Origin of the sequence: Enterococcus sp. DIV0703, from assembly GCF_051711065.1 — a bacterium.
In the GTDB taxonomy this organism is placed as follows: Bacteria; Bacillota; Bacilli; order Lactobacillales; family Enterococcaceae; genus Enterococcus_B; species Enterococcus_B hirae.
On the sequence record NZ_JBIOLX010000001.1, the window covers coordinates 1240943 to 1258413 of the forward strand.

13 protein-coding genes and 1 tRNA gene are annotated in these 17471 nt (G+C 35.7%); 9 read left to right on the plus strand and 5 right to left on the minus strand.

Features of this window, described 5'->3' with window-relative positions; genetic code table 11:
* Window positions 1-64: 64 nt before the first annotated feature.
* Window positions 65-322 carry a hypothetical protein gene (locus tag IGK81_RS05665; protein WP_010719317.1) on the minus strand — a complete coding sequence of 86 codons (258 nt, stop codon included), beginning with the start codon at window positions 320-322 and terminating at the stop codon, window positions 65-67.
* 163 nt (window positions 323-485) lie between these two features.
* On the opposite strand from IGK81_RS05665, the gene IGK81_RS05670 reads away from it, so the two are divergent.
* The 3 genes from IGK81_RS05670 (at window position 486) to IGK81_RS05680 (ending at window position 1554) form a co-directional block, all read left to right on the plus strand.
* Window positions 486-749 (plus strand): hypothetical protein, encoded by a 264-nt coding sequence (locus tag IGK81_RS05670; protein ID WP_010737474.1) that lies wholly within the window; start codon window positions 486-488, stop codon window positions 747-749.
* 18 nt (window positions 750-767) lie between these two features.
* Window positions 768-956 (plus strand): hypothetical protein, encoded by a 189-nt coding sequence (locus IGK81_RS05675; protein WP_010719315.1) that lies wholly within the window; start codon window positions 768-770, stop codon window positions 954-956.
* A 226-nt stretch (window positions 957-1182) separates the two neighbouring features.
* Window positions 1183-1554, plus strand: a complete 372-nt coding sequence (locus tag IGK81_RS05680; RefSeq protein WP_010737476.1) for a YxeA family protein — start codon at window positions 1183-1185, stop codon at window positions 1552-1554.
* A 77-nt stretch (window positions 1555-1631) separates the two neighbouring features.
* Here the strand turns inward: IGK81_RS05680 and IGK81_RS05685 are convergent.
* The 3 genes from IGK81_RS05685 to IGK81_RS05695 all read right to left on the minus strand — a co-directional run bounded on the left by IGK81_RS05685 (window position 1632) and on the right by IGK81_RS05695 (window position 2959).
* Window positions 1632-1704 (minus strand) — tRNA-Gln (locus IGK81_RS05685).
* Window positions 1705-1749: 45 nt separating this feature from the next.
* Window positions 1750-2169, minus strand: coding sequence for a hypothetical protein (locus IGK81_RS05690; protein WP_010737477.1), 420 nt, complete (start codon window positions 2167-2169; stop codon window positions 1750-1752).
* Between the two features lie 58 nt (window positions 2170-2227).
* The gene (locus IGK81_RS05695; RefSeq protein ID WP_034700662.1) at window positions 2228-2959 is read right to left on the minus strand and encodes a C39 family peptidase; all 732 of its coding nucleotides are present in this window, start codon (window positions 2957-2959) and stop codon (window positions 2228-2230) included.
* 346 nt (window positions 2960-3305) lie between these two features.
* Between IGK81_RS05695 and IGK81_RS05700 the strand changes: the two genes are divergently transcribed.
* The 3 genes from IGK81_RS05700 to IGK81_RS05710 all read left to right on the plus strand — a co-directional run bounded on the left by IGK81_RS05700 (window position 3306) and on the right by IGK81_RS05710 (window position 6953).
* Window positions 3306-3503 (plus strand): hypothetical protein, encoded by a 198-nt coding sequence (locus IGK81_RS05700; protein ID WP_010719311.1) that lies wholly within the window; start codon window positions 3306-3308, stop codon window positions 3501-3503.
* A gap of 109 nt (window positions 3504-3612) precedes the next feature.
* A complete protein-coding gene (locus IGK81_RS05705) occupies window positions 3613-4101 on the plus strand; it encodes a hypothetical protein (protein WP_010719310.1) in 489 nt (162 codons plus the stop codon).
* Between the two features lie 395 nt (window positions 4102-4496).
* Complete coding sequence (locus IGK81_RS05710; RefSeq protein ID WP_412003826.1) at window positions 4497-6953, plus strand: phosphatidylglycerol lysyltransferase domain-containing protein; 2457 nt, start codon at window positions 4497-4499, stop codon at window positions 6951-6953.
* Window positions 6954-7508: 555 nt separating this feature from the next.
* On the opposite strand, the gene IGK81_RS05715 is transcribed toward IGK81_RS05710, so the two are convergent.
* Window positions 7509-8105, minus strand: a complete 597-nt coding sequence (locus tag IGK81_RS05715; protein ID WP_010719308.1) for a nitroreductase family protein — start codon at window positions 8103-8105, stop codon at window positions 7509-7511.
* A 364-nt stretch (window positions 8106-8469) separates the two neighbouring features.
* On the opposite strand from IGK81_RS05715, the gene IGK81_RS05720 reads away from it, so the two are divergent.
* From IGK81_RS05720 to addA, 3 genes are all read left to right on the plus strand, one after another.
* Window positions 8470-9936 (plus strand): peptide MFS transporter, encoded by a 1467-nt coding sequence (locus tag IGK81_RS05720; RefSeq protein ID WP_010719307.1) that lies wholly within the window; start codon window positions 8470-8472, stop codon window positions 9934-9936.
* A 276-nt stretch (window positions 9937-10212) separates the two neighbouring features.
* Window positions 10213-13743, plus strand: coding sequence for a PD-(D/E)XK nuclease family protein (locus IGK81_RS05725; protein WP_034699973.1), 3531 nt, complete (start codon window positions 10213-10215; stop codon window positions 13741-13743).
* Complete coding sequence (gene addA / locus IGK81_RS05730) at window positions 13740-17456, plus strand: helicase-exonuclease AddAB subunit AddA (RefSeq protein ID WP_438757685.1); 3717 nt, start codon at window positions 13740-13742, stop codon at window positions 17454-17456. Before IGK81_RS05725 ends, addA begins: the two co-directional genes overlap by 4 nt.
* Window positions 17457-17471: the final 15 nt, after the last annotated feature.

The following is a 17471-nucleotide window of genomic DNA, read 5'->3' on the forward strand; positions in this document are numbered from 1 at the left end:
AAAAGTGGTTGCTCACTTTTTTCACACTCATTTTTTGTTCGTTTGTTCACAATCTATACACACACTAATCTTGTTTATTTAATAAATAAAATATCCAAAGTATCAGTATAATGACTGAAATAACTAAACTAATGACATGTCTAATTAAGACAGAAGGGATTTCCCAATGGCGGAAAGAAAAGATTTGATAAGTAAAATAGATGCTTGGAAGAGAAACAAGTAAAACAGATAGTTTCTTTTTTGTCCAATTTATGTAATAGAAAAGAATACTTAGCATGATGAAAAATGGAATATAAAAAACAAGCTGACCAATCGCAATCACGAGAGTGCCTCCCAGAATAATAATGATATCTGATACAAAATAACATTTTGTATCAAATGATGCAAGTATTTCTTTAATTGATAACCAAGAAGGACATACAAAGGTTTTTGATTAACAAGAAGTTTCTTGCTATAATTGATCCGAAAGAAAGGATGAAATTTTCATGGATCAAGTAATGTTAGAAGTCGATTTACATTTAGTAAACAATATACGTGTGATTTACTATGTGGTCAGTAATAGTGTAGAAAAAAGAGTACTGATGAATAAAATCAATGGTATTCTGACGAAAAAAGGTGTACACCAATTCAGCAGTAGCGAAGACAATTATTATAGTATACCTGTTGAAAAAGTTTTATATACAACGGTAAATGTCAGAACAGACCTAGATACAAAAGTAGATCATGAACCAATTTTTACTACGTATTGATTGTGACGGAGGAGAACAATGAATCCATACGAAGCACTTATCCAAGAATTGATTGACGGAAAAATTGAAAAAATTGAGGTCAAAAGAGAAGAGGTCATGCTTTTTCGTGAAGCGTGGCTAAAATTAGAGAATCGTAAATATGTCGTAGGTAAGGCATTATTGAACGGGAATGTAGTTTATCATTATGATCCAACTAGGCTGTATTAATTACAAGAAATTAATCATATGGCAAAATTGTTGCTCATGATTTTATTATTAAAAAAAACGCTTGAAATGGTTTTAGCCGTTTTGAGCGTTTTTTAATATTGAGCATTATTTAGAACAAGGGTGAGCAAAAGCTTTTGTGCCAAAGTAGGAGAAAAATCTCCAACTAGAGGCGGATGAAGCCGTTTATTTTTATGGATATAATGAAATAAAAATAGGAGGTAGAAAAATGAAAGTAGTAAAAGTAGTTATTGGAACGGTATTATTTGCAGGAGTCGCATTAGTGGGCTTGAAGTTTTATACGCAAAATTCCCACGATGAGATGGCAGGTGTGGTAGACCAATTAAATCCGTTGGTAACAAAAGGAGAGGTATACGTCAAGACGAAAAAACCAGATGAAGTCAATTCATATGGAACAGCGACTTATATCCAAAAAGCTGCCGATCAAAAGGGACATGAACGAACGATTGAATTTACAGGTTTATCTATTTTAAAAGAAGGACATTATTTAAAGATCATTAATAAGGGCGCTCACGTCGAGTCATATGAAGAAGTTGACAAAAAAGAAGTACCTAAAAAAGCATTAGCTATCATTGGATAAATATAATTTTATTATGTAAACTTAAAGAGAATATAAAAAAACCAATCAGAAAACTGAGTTTCTGATTGGTTTTTTTATTGGGATGGTAGGGTTCGAACCTGCAATTGCTTGATTCAGAGTCAAGTGCCTTACCAGTTTGGCTACATCCCAATCAAACAATTTGATCATAGCACGACACAAAGAAAATGCAAGATATTACTCTTTATCCAGCATTTTTTTGACAGTGATCATTCGTCTTTCTAACTTCTTGATTAAACCAGATGGAAGTGGGATCAAATTGGCAATTGATAATGTATTAGAAAGTAACTGAAATTCTTTTAGTGGAGCATCGATGATTCGATAGATCGTTGCCAAACGTTCGATGTATTCAAAATGTGTATAGTTTGTTTGTGAGATTAAAAATTTCAATAAATCAATCGCTTTTGCATAATCTTTCTCAGAATAATAGGCTAATGCTTGACGATAAAGTTTGATCTGTAACTCATTGAGTGAAACTGGGCTATAGCGATCCGTCCATTCCTTGACGGAAACTTTGGTTGGTGTATGACCATTTACATCACGAACGAAAATAATCGGAATTTCATTAGGATCTATTTTTTTATGAATTTTTTCCATTTCCCTCAATCCTTTCCATCATATTTAGCTAGAGTATAATGTATTTTTTATAAAAATACTAGCTTTTCTCTAAAGTCAACATTTGACCACCCATTGAGGTGAAAATTGCCTCAAAATCTTTGATTGCTACGGGTCTATTTTTTTCTCCATAAGGATCATTTACATAAATATTGTCATTATCATAACCAGTAACTACACAGGCATGGTTTAATGGTGTCACTTTTACTTGCCCATTGTTTGTTTGCCAAGTAACGAAATCAGTATCAGTAGGCACTTGGAAATCTAAAGTAACGGAGGCCCACACAGGCTTTCCTTGTTGTAAAGCTTTCTTAATGTCATTGATTGTTGCATCGGTTTTTGGAAGAGTATGATAATCTGTTTTTACGATTGTCTGTGCCAACGAAGCGATAGGCGGGACATAGACGCCCATTGCCCAATCTCCACCGCTGATGTCCCCAACAAACCCTTCATTAGGATCGCCATGTGTACCATCAGCATTAAAAACAGGAACGTAATTCAATTGTTGAGCTAACTGATTTTTAGAAGTCTCGTAACCATAATAAGAAAGCAGCATGGACAGTGAAGTAACTTCACAGCCATTTCCTAACGCTGGCTCGGTGAATTGGCTTTCCAAGGGGACATCAAGTAAAACTTGTTTTTTAGCATAACTACTCACTTTTTCAGTATCCTTTCCAACATTGTGTGAATGGTGAAAATAAGTGGTGGCAGAAAAAATAACGAATAATAGGACTGCCAAGAATAATATTTTTTTACCAATGAATCTTTTCATAATAATTCCCCTTTTTTCTGATATTTACATATTATAATGCTTTTTTTTAAAAATAAAATAAAAAATTTGACATGTTGTTTTCCAAATTTAAAATAAGAAGACAAAAGTCTTGAAAAATCACAGGATCAATAGCCGAATAATTTTTTTTAAATTGAAAAAAATGTTTCGATTTATTGATAGTTTTTAATTGTGAAAACGAAAACAGTACGCTATAATGCCAGTAAGGTCGAAATAAATCGCAGGTCAAATAACAAATGTTTTTAGATGATGTTTATTTGAAAGAGCAATTACTGTTTGAAAAAAACAGTTACCTTATAAAAGAGCTTGGTAGTTTAGGAGGATTTTGATGACGGAAGAAATGATTAATTTAGGAGAGCAATATTCATGTAAACCGATTGGGTTTACAAAAGCAGTTATCGGAGAAGTTGTTTCAAAAATGACGAATTGTGCCGTAGTCAAAGTTGCTCAATGCGCAATGGAAGATCAAGAGTTATTAGAAGAAAAAGCAAGTATGGTTGTTGCAAAATACGAAACATTTGAATAAGAAGAAATGATTTTGGACGTACAGTAACGAAATCGGTACTGTATGTCCTTTTGCTTGTAATTTTTATTTCTTTTTCGAGTATTTGGAAAGAGAAAAGAGGTGTAGTTAGATGATTAGTATATTTACTTTACTATTATTTTTATTTGTCTTTGTTATGTGTTTGTTTTTATGGTTGGTACGTCGAGAAATCGTCTATCGAACGGTTAGAAATCGCTGGGTTTACTTAGTCGTGCCTTTTCTGGCTATCTTAGTTCTTTGGTTTACGCTGATTAGTCAACCAACTGCAGATGAATTGGCAAAAGGGGTCTTGTCAGCGCTAATTTTCATCAGCTTTTTACTAGATAGTCGTGGTATAACAGAAGATGGGCTTGTTCTAAATAGCTTTGATAAAAAAGGTGTTCCTTTTTCTGAGATCAATAAAATCGTTTTGTATCAACCGGAAGGATCTTCCATCATAAAAATGAATTTCTTTCGTAACGGTTGGCGTGGACCCATGCTGAAATTTTCTGTATCAATGGAAGAGTTGGTCACTTTTTTAGCACAGCATTTAAATGATGATGCCGAAATTGATATTATGATTGATTCTGATCAAGAGTAAGTTACTTTAGAATAAGAACAAAGAACGATAGTGAGCGATATATGGGATGAACCTATTTCGGAGTCGCATATATAATAAGAGACTGAGGCAAGTATTAGCTCGGTCTCTTTTTTCTTTGCCTTGCAGACGCTAGATTACACAGCATTTCAAAATGATTCTTCGTATGAGAAAGAGTTTGTTTATTTATTTTTGAATCGTTGCGATCACTTTTATAATAACATTAAAAAAATTGTTTCACTAATTTGATATATATTAGCTCTATTATAATGAAAGGACTTTTAATTTTAATGAAGAGGATGAAACTCAATTTTTTCAAAATTATATTCTCACTATTCATTTTTTCGATCTCTGTTTTAAAAATAAATAGTGAACTTTCTACCATTAGGTTAAGCAAAGTGTTACAAACAATTAGTAATGAATCTATCTTAAAAATTTTCAGTTTATTTTTAGTAGGTGCTTTAGGCATTTTCATTCTTTGTCTCTACGACTTTGCATTGATCCGAAAACTGAAGACGATGAAAATTTCTAAAATAAAACTATTAAAAATCAGTTGGATTGCCAATTCATTCAATGCAGTTTTGGGATTTGGTGGAATTTTTGGTGCCAGCGTACGTTATAATTTCTATAAAAACTATATTGACCAAAGCAGAGTAAACCAACTAAAAAAAGCGATTTCGCTATTATTGATCTCATCTATTTCTGGTGTGGGCGTATTATCTGCAATGGTGCTGCTAAATGTTTTTCCAGAAAGTCATTTATTAGAGGGAAATGATACGATCAAGATTGGTTTAATTGTCAGTGCTTGTTTGTTGCCTCTATATATCGGCTACATTAGTATCAAACCGCCACTTCCGGCTGCGAGATGGTTAGGTTTACAATTCACGATCGTATCAACGATTGATTATCTCACTTCTGGTATTGTGATGTACGTCGCGTTTCGTTTTCTTAACTTGCAGGTTCAATTCGTTGATATGGAAAGTATTTTTATTTTAGCAACGATTGCTGGAATTATTAGTATGGTACCAGGTGGTTTTGGTGCGTTTGATGTCATTTTCCTTTTAGGCGCTACACAGGAGCTGCAGATAGATAAAGAAGCAGTATTGATGGCGCTGATTCTGTATCGTTTAGCGTATTACTTCATTCCACTATTGTTTGGTTTATTGTTCAGTGTGAGTGAAGTTCAAATGCTGATTAGTCAAAAAATCAGCAATAATCAATTTACGATTCTTACGAAGGAATTTACGACAGTAGTATTTTCGATTACACAAGCACAGATGAAGCAAATTGGAAGAACGCTCAGCACAGCCATTTTTCTATTTTGTTCATTAACATTTTTATTTGATTCATGCATTTTATTTTTTGAATATGCATATATGGGAATGAAGTCGGCTTTTTTTATTGCGCCAATTTACGTATGTCTGAGCATTTTATTACTGACAGATGTTGTAGGGATTTATAAAGGGGCGATCGATACTTGGGAAATGTTGCGTTTCAAACTGATGTTATTAGCACTTTGTCAGTTTTATCTTTTTTGGGAAGACCAAAGTTTGACAGCCCTCTTATTAACAACGGTATTATTTGTAGATACTCTATTTTATAGGAGATGGTTAGAGGTCGAAGTCATCAAACAAAGTGTTTTAGAAAAATTGATTTGGACTTTAGCGTGTCTCTATGTATTTGATAGTCTAACTGAAATTTTTCCGATATTGCCTAGACAATCATTCTTTATTCTGAGTGGAACGACACTATTATTGCTTTTACTTTCTGGGCTTTGGTCAGTTATACACCGAAGAAGAAAAAGGAAATCATTAAAGCTTGATTTAAAGCTATTAGATGATGCTGAATATCGAAATTTCTTAGAACAAAATGGTGGAAATCACTTAGCTCATTTAGGTTTTTTAAAGGAAAACCGAGTTGTGTGGTGGGAAGATGTTGCAGTGATTTATCAAGAAAATAACCATTATCTCTTTATTTTAGGTGATCCAGTTGGTAAACAAGAAGCCATTTTTCCTTTTTTGAAAACTTTGGTGTCTAAAGCGAATCAATTAGGCAAACGAATTGTTTTTTATCAAGCTTCCACACAGTACCTTAGTTTTTATAATGATCTAAATTGCGAATTTTTCAAGTTAGGAGAAGAAGCAGTCATTGATTTATCTGAGTTTTCACTATCAGGGAAGAAGAAGAGAGGGTTTAGAGCAACATTAAACCAAATGGAAAAACTAGGGTATACGTTTGAAATCATCGAACCGACAATTGTTTCAGAGTCATCAGAAAGCGTGGGCACAATTTCTTCGGAATTTTCACAAACATCACAGTTATCCCATGATCGTGAACTGTTGTCAGAATTGAAAGAAGTATCTGATCAATGGTTAAGGTCAAAAAATGAGATGACTTTTTCTGTCGGACGATTTGAGAAGGAATATTTAAATTGTGCAGCAGTTGGTATTATAAGAAATCAAGAACAAAAAATTGTTGGCTTTGTTTCCATGATGCCAACTTATACTAATGAGACCATTTCAGTCGACTTGATCCGTTGGTCTATCAGTGAAGAAGTGGCAATGATGGATGCTCTTTATTTATATTCCATCCTATGGGCTAAGGAACAAGGTTATCAAAAATTCAATTTAGGAATGGCTCCGTTCTCTTCTACTTATAAAAACACAATTAATTTAGAGAATACGTTTATTTACAGCGTCTATAATAATACTCAGTATTTGTATTCATTCAAAGGGTTAAGGAAATACAAAGAAAAATACAAGCCTCAGTGGGCTGCAAAATATCTCGTTTACGAAAATAAAACCTGGGTGTTGAAAAACTTATATGCTTGTTATAAATTAATTCATTCAAAATAATAGAAAAAGATGATAGTCGTAACAAAGCCATCAGGAAGAGGTTGAGACAAAAGTGTTTAGTATCAAGAAATAAGAAGGAATTTCCGAAAATTGACAAGAAACACAAAAACTCATTTTATTCGTTTTAGAGATACTAGAAGAGACTGAGACAACTTTTGTCCCAGTCTCCATATTATCTAATTTTTTAAGATCATTAAAGGTATCTCTAAATTTTTTAGTGAAATTTGATAGAATTTATTAATAGGCAAGTCTAATAGAACGCATGAATAGACTATTTTAAGATTTTTATGTAATTAATGTAACAAGTCCTTCTGGTTAAAGGTAGGATAAAAGAAAATTGATAAAGAGCTCAGGGCGACCTTCGCCCCGAGCTCTTTATCTTTAGTAGTTTAATATAGACAGAAATGGTATCACAGAGTGAATATTAAAACATAAGCAGACACTTTTAAGGAGTTGAAAAGCTATTTTAAAAATGTGCACTTATTGTTCAAGTTAAAGCACGCTATTCACAACCATTAAAGTATTGGGCTAAAAGTTGGTTATTACATAGAGGTTTTAGTTAAATACACGGAAACGATCTTCGTCGTTCATATATTCTTTTTCTCCAGCTGGTGTTTCTGGTGAGCCAAACACTAATTGAGAACGTAGTTTCCAATTAGATGGGATGTTCCATTCTTTAGCGACAGCTTCGTCAATTACTGGATTGTAATGTTGCAAGTTAGCTCCTAAACCTTGTTCTGTTAAGGCTACCCATGTATTTGCTGTAGCAATCCCATTTGATTGTTCTGACCAATCTGGGAAGTTGTCAGCATATAATGTAAATTGTTCTTGGAGATTTTTGATGATATCTGTATCTTTAAAGAACAAGACTGTTCCATAGCCTTTTTTGAAGCCAGCTAATTTATTTTGCGTATTTGGAAAAGCTTCAGCAGGTGTCAATGGGCGAAGAGCTTCTTCGGTCATTTCCCATAATTTTTCGTGAGCATCTCCAAAAAGAATGACTGCTCGTGTTGATTGTGCATTAAATGCAGTTGGACTTTCTTTGATTGCTTCTTTGATCAAAGCTGTTAATTCTTCATTTGATAGTGTTACGTTACGTCCTAAATCATAGATAGAACGACGGTTTTGCAAAGTTGTTGTAAATGTTGTCATGGTGAAATCTCCTTTAGTTGCGATCTGCATATTTTATGAGTACAAACGAAGTATATCACCTTACAAAAAGTAAGTGAAATAATATGCTCACAAAAAATAAGTAAATTTTTTAATGAATATTAAAATAATAGAGGTTATTTTAGTTAACGTTTCCATTGTTGTTAAACTAAGTAAAACTCGATCATTTTAAAATAGCAATATATAATTATTAAATATCTGTTTATTTTTTATTATCATTTTCCCATTAAATTTTATTCGTTTTTATAGAAAATAAGTATATATTTCTTAAATAAGTTTTTTAGTTAAATTTTTCAGTGAATATTTATAGTATTTTCTGAAAATTTAAAGAATTGGGGTATGGATTATGGAAAATCAACAAGACAAGGGCTTCTTCGGTCAGCCGAAGGGGTTGTCAACATTGTTCTTCACAGAGATGTGGGAACGATTTAGTTATTATGGTATGCGTGCGCTGTTGCTTTACTACATGTACGATACTGTAGCAAACGGTGGACTTGGATTACCTACCGCAACAGCATTAGCAATTATGTCAATTTATGGTTCACTGATTTATATGTCTAGTATCATCGGTGGTTGGGTTTCAGACCGGGTACTAGGTGCAAAAAGAACTGTTTTCTTCGGTGGAATATTTATTATGCTTGGACATATCGTCTTAGCATTGCCATTTGGTGTTTCCACTTTATTCGTCTCAATGGCTTTGATTATCTTTGGGACAGCCTTTTTGAAACCAAATGTTTCCGGAATGGTTGGACATCTTTATTCAAAAACTGATTTAAGACGAGATGCCGGCTTCTCTATTTTTTATATGGGAATCAACTTAGGTGCGATGTTAGCACCGATCATCGTAGGAACGATCGGACAAGAATACAACTACCATCTTGGCTTCTCATTAGCTGCAATCGGAATGTTCTTTGGACTGTTACAATACGTGATCCAAGGACGTAAAACGTTGGATGGTATAGGAACAGTTGCTCCTAACCCATTAACAGCAGCAGAGCGTAAAAAATTCATTCGTAACTTAGTCATTGCTTTAGTTGTGATTGTAGCAATCTTTGGTGGCGCACAAGTCACTGGACATTTAACCATTGATTTCTTTGTCAATTCAATTAGTGTTTTAGGTATTCTTTTACCGTTATACTATTTTGTTAAAATGTTAACAGCTAAAAATGTTACAGCAGAGGAAAAACCAAAAGTATGGGCGTATATCCCATTATTTTTAGCAGCGATCATTTTCTGGTCGTTACAAGAACAAGGATCTTCCATCTTGGCTCTGTTTGCACAAGAACGGACACAATCAACATTGTTCGGTATGAATATTCCAGCTAGTTGGTATCAATCATTGAATCCGATTTTCATCTTCGTCTTGACACCAGTATTTGTTACATTGTGGACGAGATTAGGAAAACGACAACCATCAACAGTAGTGAAATTTTCACTAGGACTATTATTTGCTGGGTTATCTTTCTTATTAATGATGTTACCAGGCATGCTTTATGGCACAGATAGTAAAGTAAGTCCAATGTGGTTGATCGGCAGCTTCTTCATTGTCGTAATCGCTGAATTATGCTTATCGCCAGTTGGCTTGTCTGCGACAACAAAATTAGCACCTAAAGCTTTTGAATCACAAACCATTGCTATCTGGTTCTTGGCAGATGCTTCTTCACAAGCGATCAATGCACAAATCGCGCGTTTCTATACACCAGGTACTGAATCTGCTTATTTCGGGATTGTCGGTGTCGTAGCAATCGTTGGAGCAGTAGTATTATTTATGATCAAAGAACCAATCAAAAAATTGATGGGTTCCATTCATTAAACCAAATGAAGTTATAAAAGAAAGTATCAAAGTTAGTGGAAATAACTAGCTTTGGTGCTTTTTTTATATGGATAAGTATAAGAAATAAGTAAAGGATAGCGATTGATGGATGTGAATCGCAAGAAGTAGTCTTAAACTTTTTTTGAGAGGATTTGGTAAAATAATCTCTATAAGCGCAAACAATTAATTTCTAAAAAAAATAGGAGAAAGAACAAATGTTCAGTTGTTTTTGGTATAATGAATGAGGAATGAATCTAAGGAATAAGGAGAGGGAAAATGTCTTTACAATTTATTCTCGGGACAGCCCGAAAAGACCACCGTACAGCGTTGATTGATGAATCAGTCGAATGGTTAGCAAAAGATAGTACGCACCAGGTATTTTTCCTTGTACCTAACTATAATAAATTTGAACAAGAACAAGAAATCTTGACAGAGCTGCGTCAAAGAAGTGGCAAAACGTCATTTAGTACAACGAATGTCCAAGTATTTAGTTTTTATCGTTTAGCGTGGTATTTGTTGCAGCAAACAACGTTATTGTCTGGTAATGAACTTTCAGAATCTGGTTCGGCAATGATCTTGCGACAGATCCTAGAAAAAAATGAAGAAAATTTAACGATTTTTCGGGGAGAAATCAATAAAAAAGGGTTTATTCGCCAGTTGCAAGAATTGCACAATGAATTACGTATTGGAAATATTTCACCTGAAGATCTTGTCTTTTCAGAACTAGCGGATACGGTAAAAGCTGAAAATCAACAGTTGAAAATGAAAGATCTTCAATTGATTTTTACAGCTTTTGAAGAAGAATTGGTCCAACGTGCGCTGCAATCTGAAGATGCTTTGATCATTTTGGCAAATTATTTACAAACGCAAGACATGTCTAAGGTGAAATTTATCGTTAGTGGTTTCACTCGAGTCAATGCGCAAGAATATCAATTGTTACAGGTCATGATGGAAAAGGGACAGCTAGTGATTGATTTGCTTCTTGATCGTCCTTATATCACGGATATGCCTGAAGTGTTGACATTGTTTCATGAAACAGGAAAGCTCTATTTCCAACTGATCAACAGTGCCAAAGAACGAAGAGTGCCGGTTTTAGTGGAAAAATTTGCCCCAGAACATGAAAGACCGCTTGCACTCATGCACTTGCAAAAAATGTGGGAAGAAACTTCTAGCAACAAAAAAAGCCAGCCGCTGAAGGTTGGGCAACAAGAGGCGTTGAGAATTTGGGAAGCAGAGAACGCCACCGAAGAAGTCAGACAACTAGCTGTGGAGATCCGTCGTTTGGTCAGCGAGGAAAATTATCGCTATCGTGACATTCAAGTGTTAACGAAAGATATGGCGTTTTATGGTAACTTGCTACAACCTGTTTTCAAAGAAATGGCGATTCCTTTTTATATTGATGAAGAGCAGTTGATGGAGAATCATCCATTGATCGAATGGATCAATAGTTTATTCGCTTTAGATCGATATGCCTATCGTTTGAATGATATCATGCGTTTTTTCAAAACTGAATTATTCATTTGTGAAGCGGATGATACACTAGACTTAGCCAGTTGGCGTGAGCAAAGAAATCAGTTCCGAGCAAAATTAGATGTCACAGAAAATGTAGCACTTGCTTATAACTATCAAGGTTCATACTGGACGAGAGAAAAAGATTGGCAGTTCGTGTCTTACGATTTTGAAGCAGAACAACTGGAAGATGTTCAAGAATTAGAAAAACGCTCGAATGATATTCGGCACTTCTTCAAAGAGAAAGTCCCAACATTTTTTGACAAGATAAAAAAATGTAAAAATGGACAAGAAGGCGCGACGGTCTTTTATCGTTTTTTGGTGAACAGTGGCGTACAACAACAATTAGTTTTTTGGCGAAATCAAGAAATTGAACGAGGCAATTTAGCAGCAGCCCGAAACCATGAGCAAACATGGGGGGCGTTGATTGATTTACTGGACGAGTATTCGCTCATTTATGGGGAATCTGAATTTGACTGGCATTTGTTTCAGGAAATCATTACCAGCGGGTTAGAAAATTTAAGTTATGGGAAGATTCCTACAGCAATCGACCAAGTACGCATCAACCGCTTGGAACTGGTACGATCAAACCAGGCGAAAGTCACGTTTGCCATTGGCTTGAATGATCAAGTATTTCCTGATCGGCACGAAACGAAAGGCTTGCTTTCTAGTGAGGAAAGGGAAACGTTGAATGCTCGTTTAGCGGAAGAGAAATTTTTATTTGATCCCGCAAAAGAGAACTTGTCTTTTGAACCATTGCAAGCCTACTTGGTGTTTGCTTCAGCCACTCAGCGTCTATACCTCAGTTACGCTCAAAGTTATGATACAAACACGTTGAAAATCTCTCCTTATTTGAAACGAATCATGGAATACTTGATGATCCCAGCTGAAAGAAAAGAGCATTTGGTTTTAGACAGCGATCCGAGTTGTTATATCGGTACGTATCGTAGTGGGATCAATACAATCAATCATATCTATCGTTTAGCAAAGGAAGAGAAGAAAAAAGTTCCGGTGTATTGGCGCCAACTAAGAGAGCAGATCTTGCAATCACAATGGCGAAATTTTGCATTGCGCATTTTTGAAAGTCAAGAACATCTGAATGTCCCGGTGTCATTACCTAAAAAGATGGCAGAGGAACTCTATGGTAAAGATATTTATACCTCTATTTCCAGATTAGAAAATTTCTATAATTGTGAATATAAATATTTTGTCCAATTTGGTTTGAAACTGAAAGAACGAATGGTCTATGGTTTAACGCCGGCTGCTACAGGTGATTTTTATCATGAATCATTAGATCGTTTCTTTAAATTACTATTTTCAAATCAGATATCGCTAGTAGAAATGACCGATACACAACGTAAAGAGTTTACTGAAAAAGTCTTGCAAGAAGTCTTTGGCGAGTTACGCTTTGAAATTTTAGATAGTTCAGCTCGAATGAACTATATTCGTTATCAGTTAGGACAAACGATCCAAAAAGTAGCTTGGGCATTACAAAAGCAAAGTAAAAATACAGGGATGAAGCCCCTTCAAACAGAAATATTGTTTGGCCAAATTGCGGGCGCTCAAGGTATCCCAGGGTTGGAATTACCACTGAATAATGGAGGGAAACTACATGTTCGTGGGAAGATTGATCGTGTGGATGTTGCTGTTGAACAAGCGGATACCTGGCTTAGTGTTGTCGATTATAAATCAAGTGGACGTTCCTTTGATGTCACTGAAGCTTACTACGGGATGGCTATGCAACTGTTGACCTATCTAGACGTAGCGTTGATGGATGCTGTCAAATTGACTGGAAAAGCATTGGTTCGACCAGCTGGTTCCTATTATTTACATGTCCATAATCCGATTTTGTCTGAAGCAAATGAAATTGAAAAAGAGACATTGAAAAAATTCAGTTATGACGGCATCTTTGTTGATGAACCTGAGTTATTGGAAGTATTAGATCATTCACTGGAAGCAAAAGAGAACTCTTTGATTTATCCGATCAAGAAAAATGCGAAAGATGTCTATCAAAAGGGAAGTTTTAGTAAAGAAAAATTCTATACAGAACAGGAACTCCAACTTTTTATGGCGCATAACCGTGCGAATATGCGTTTAGCAGGGGATAAAATCACGTCAGGGGAGATCAAACTTAATCCAGCATACAAAGACAAGGAGCGGCTTGCTTGTCAAATGTGTCCTTTTAGAAGTGTTTGTACGTTTGATGTGATGTTGCAAGAAAACAATTATCACCGTTTAGAAAAATTAAACAAGGAAGAAGCCCTGCGAAGAATAGAAAAAAGGAGTGAGGAAGAATGACCAAAATTCCTTTGAGACCAGAAAACGAACGATTCACTGACGAACAATGGCAAGCCATTTTTGATCAGGGAGATAACTTGCTGGTATCAGCTTCCGCTGGTTCTGGAAAAACCACAGTGCTTGTCCGTCGAGTAATCGAAAAACTAAAAATGGGGTTCAATATTGATGAACTTTTGATCGTGACGTTTACAGAAGCGGCAGCGAAAGAAATGAAAGAACGGATCCAAGAAGCTTTACAAGAAGCAGTCAATAGTGAAAGCGATCCGGCACGCCAACAACATTTCACGAAACAGCTGATTTTATTGCCGAGTGCTAATATTTCTACTTTACATGCTTTTTGTTTAACGGTTATCCGCCGATTCTACTACTTGATCGATATTGATCCAGTTTTTCGGATGTTAACGGATGAGACAGAAACGATCTTAATGAAAGAAGATGTTTGGGATGAATTACGCGAGGCTTGTTATAGCGAAGATCGGGAAGAGTTTTTCCAATTAACAATGAATTTTTCAAATGATCGTTCAGATGATGGATTGACCAATCTGGTTTTCTCTCTTTATGAATTTGCGCGAGCGAATCCTGATCCCAAACGTTGGTTAGATCAATTAGTGGATAACTATCGTTTAGATGATGGATTAGCTCATTCACCATTGTACCAAGAACAATTGCGACCACTTCTACTTACAGATATGGCACAAAGTGTGCAACTTTATGAAGAAATGGTTGGATTAGCGCAAGAAGAAGGTCTGGAAAAAATGTTGGAACAAGTTGCAGGAGAAAAAGAACAAGTCCAACGCATTTATGATCACTTATTACAAGATCAATTGCCGGAAGCCTATACGGGTTTAGAAACATTGACTTTTACTACTTTTAAAAGCAGTCGCAAAGCAGAGCTGAAAGAACGTTCAGCCGAAGTTAAAAATTTAAGAGATCAGGCGAAAAAAATCATTCAGAAAATTGGAAAAACTTATTTTCCGATTTCTCCTGAACAATTGACCGAACGGACGAAAAAAGCTGCTGTCCTAGTGGAAGAGCTCACGAGTGTTACCAAACGTTTCATGGATGGCTTTAGCCAACGAAAAAGAGAAAAGGGAGTAGTAGATTTCAATGATTTAGAACATCTTGCCTTGCGAATCTTGACGACTCAAACAGAAGAGTCATGGCTTCCAAGTGAAGCATCAAAGCTTTATCGTAAGCAATTCAAAGAAGTAATGGTCGATGAATACCAAGATATCAACCAGTTGCAAGAAGCTATCCTTTATTGGCTTAGACAGCCTGATCCGACAAACGGCAATTTATTCATGGTTGGGGATGTCAAACAGTCGATTTATTCTTTTCGACTAGCTGATCCTAGTTTGTTTATTGAAAAGTATGAAGCATTTTCAACAGCTGAGGGTGGAAGACGGATCATTTTGGCAGAAAACTTTCGTTCCCGAAAGGAAGTCCTGTCATTTACCAATCTGGTGTTCCAACAATTGATGGACCCTGTTGTGGGACAAATCGCTTATGATGATGCTGCACAATTACGATTAGGATTTCCCGATTTCCACGAAGTCGATCGCTTTGAACCAGAACTATTGATTTACGAAAAAGAAGAAGAGCCAAACAGCGACCTTCCAATTGATGAGAATCTAGAGGACAAAACAGAAGGCGAACTCTTTATGACGGGCTTAAAAATCCGCGAACTGATTGATGAAAAATTCCTGATCTATGATAAAAAAATGAAACAGAATCGTCCGGTCGAATATAAAGATATCGTACTTTTAACACCTACAAAGAAGAATAATCTGACGATATTAGAAATCTTTAAAACATTGGATATCCCTTTAGAAATGAATGATGCCCAAAATTATTTTCAATCTACGGAGTTGCGTACGATGATTTCTTTACTCCAATTGATTGATAATCCGTATCAAGATATTCCCTTGGCAGCCGTTTTACGTTCACCGATCGTAGGACTGATTGAACCAGAACTGGCACAGATCCGTTTAGCTGATCGTACGCATACTTATTATGATGCGGTGCTGGCTTACCAAACAGCAAATCAGAATGAATTAGCTGATAAATTGCGCCATTTCAATAATCAACTCGAATTGTGGCGGGAACTGGCTCGGCGGTCTTCAATCACTGACTTGCTGTGGGAGATCTATTTACAAACCGGTTATTTAGAATATGTAGCAGGTTTACCAGCCGGTGCCCAAAGACAAGCAAACCTTTATGCGTTGGCTGATCGTGCGAAAGCGTATGAACAAAGTTCGTTTAGAGGGTTGTATCAATTCGTTCGTTTCATCGAAAAGATGCAGGAAAAAGACAAAGATTTAGCGGAGCCGGTGATTTCATCCAGCGATAATGCCGTTCGAGTCATGACAATTCACGCAAGTAAAGGCTTAGAATTTCCTATTGTCTTTTTATTAGATATGACCAAACAATTCAATTTGCAAGATTTAAAAAAGCGATATGCTTTTGAAGAAAAACTAGGTGCGGGGATTCGTTATATGGACCCTGATACTCGGGTGTTGTATGATACCTTGCCTTACCAAGCAATCAAATCAGCCAAACAAAATAAGTTATTGTCAGAGGAGATGCGTAAACTCTACGTTGGTTTGACCCGTGCGGAACAAAAATTATTTATTATCGGCTCGTATAAAAATAAAGAAGATACCTTGAAGAATTGGTCAGAAGCTTCTGAACAAACCAAATTAGTCTTAGAGCCAACGACTCGATTAAAAGGGAATAGCAGCTTGATGAGCTGGATCGGTCTTAGTTTGATGCGTCATCCATTGATGCAAAACTATTTTGCCGAAGCAACCATTCTTTCAGAATTAAAAAACTCTGATAGCCAATTTGCGATTACTTGGATGAATCAACAATCTCTGCTTGAAAAAAGGCAACGTTTAATAGCGCAAGAAAACGATGCTGCTGAAAATAATGACGTGGATCAAACACCACTATCACCTGCTTTGAAAGCACGACTCGATTATCGTTACCCTTTCAAAGAGTCAACTCAAACCACGAGTTATCAATCGGTCTCTGAAATTAAACGTTTATTTGAAGATCCAGATGATACGCTTGATGCTAAACTTGTTTGGGAGAGCAATGAAACAAGAGGGTTAAACCGCCAATTCCGTTATACGCAAGATACATTGGCTGAACCACGTTTCTTACAAAAAACGCAACAGGTTTCAGCTGCGGCAATCGGAACTGCAACACACTATTTATTGCAATTGCTGCCATTAGAAATGCCGACTACTGAGTCGATTCAAGCATTGCTAGATGAATTAGTCAAAAAGCGTTTAGTGGATCAAAAGGTAGCCAAAAAAATTGATTTTTCTGCTATTCTTTGGTTTTTTGAAACCGAGCTAGGAAAAGAATTGATCAAGCAAAAAGAGCATGTCAAACGGGAACAACCGTTTTCGATGTTATTACCTGCAGAACGGGTCTTTGAACAATACCCAAATGAAGAAGATGAATTGCTGATCCATGGGATTGTTGATGGTTATATCGAATTATCCACGACGATTCAATTATATGACTTTAAGACGGATTTCATTTTAGATCGCAACGATGAAACAGCGATTGATGCTGTCATTCAAAAATATCGTGGGCAATTGAATCTCTATCAACAGGCGTTGACAGAATCTTTAGAAAAGCCTGTCACAGATGTCTTTCTTGTCTTATTAAGCGCAAAGAAAATAATAAATATTAATAAATAATAATAATTGAGCAAC

Bases quoted from the DNA above. Each gene is read 5' to 3' on its own strand.
- IGK81_RS05670 (WP_010737474.1), top strand. From the start codon at position 486: ATGGATCAAGTAATGTTAGAAGTCGATTTACATTTAGTAAACAATATA.
- IGK81_RS05715 (WP_010719308.1), bottom strand. From the start codon at position 8,105: ATGACAACATTTACAACAACTTTGCAAAACCGTCGTTCTATCTATGAT.
- addA (WP_438757685.1), top strand. From the start codon at position 13,740: ATGACCAAAATTCCTTTGAGACCAGAAAACGAACGATTCACTGACGAA.
- IGK81_RS05720 (WP_010719307.1), top strand. From the start codon at position 8,470: ATGGAAAATCAACAAGACAAGGGCTTCTTCGGTCAGCCGAAGGGGTTG.
- IGK81_RS05705 (WP_010719310.1), top strand. From the start codon at position 3,613: ATGATTAGTATATTTACTTTACTATTATTTTTATTTGTCTTTGTTATG.
- IGK81_RS05695 (WP_034700662.1), bottom strand. From the start codon at position 2,959: ATGAAAAGATTCATTGGTAAAAAAATATTATTCTTGGCAGTCCTATTA.
- IGK81_RS05700 (WP_010719311.1), top strand. From the start codon at position 3,306: ATGACGGAAGAAATGATTAATTTAGGAGAGCAATATTCATGTAAACCG.
- IGK81_RS05690 (WP_010737477.1), bottom strand. From the start codon at position 2,169: ATGGAAAAAATTCATAAAAAAATAGATCCTAATGAAATTCCGATTATT.
- IGK81_RS05675 (WP_010719315.1), top strand. From the start codon at position 768: ATGAATCCATACGAAGCACTTATCCAAGAATTGATTGACGGAAAAATT.
- IGK81_RS05680 (WP_010737476.1), top strand. From the start codon at position 1,183: ATGAAAGTAGTAAAAGTAGTTATTGGAACGGTATTATTTGCAGGAGTC.
- IGK81_RS05725 (WP_034699973.1), top strand. From the start codon at position 10,213: ATGTCTTTACAATTTATTCTCGGGACAGCCCGAAAAGACCACCGTACA.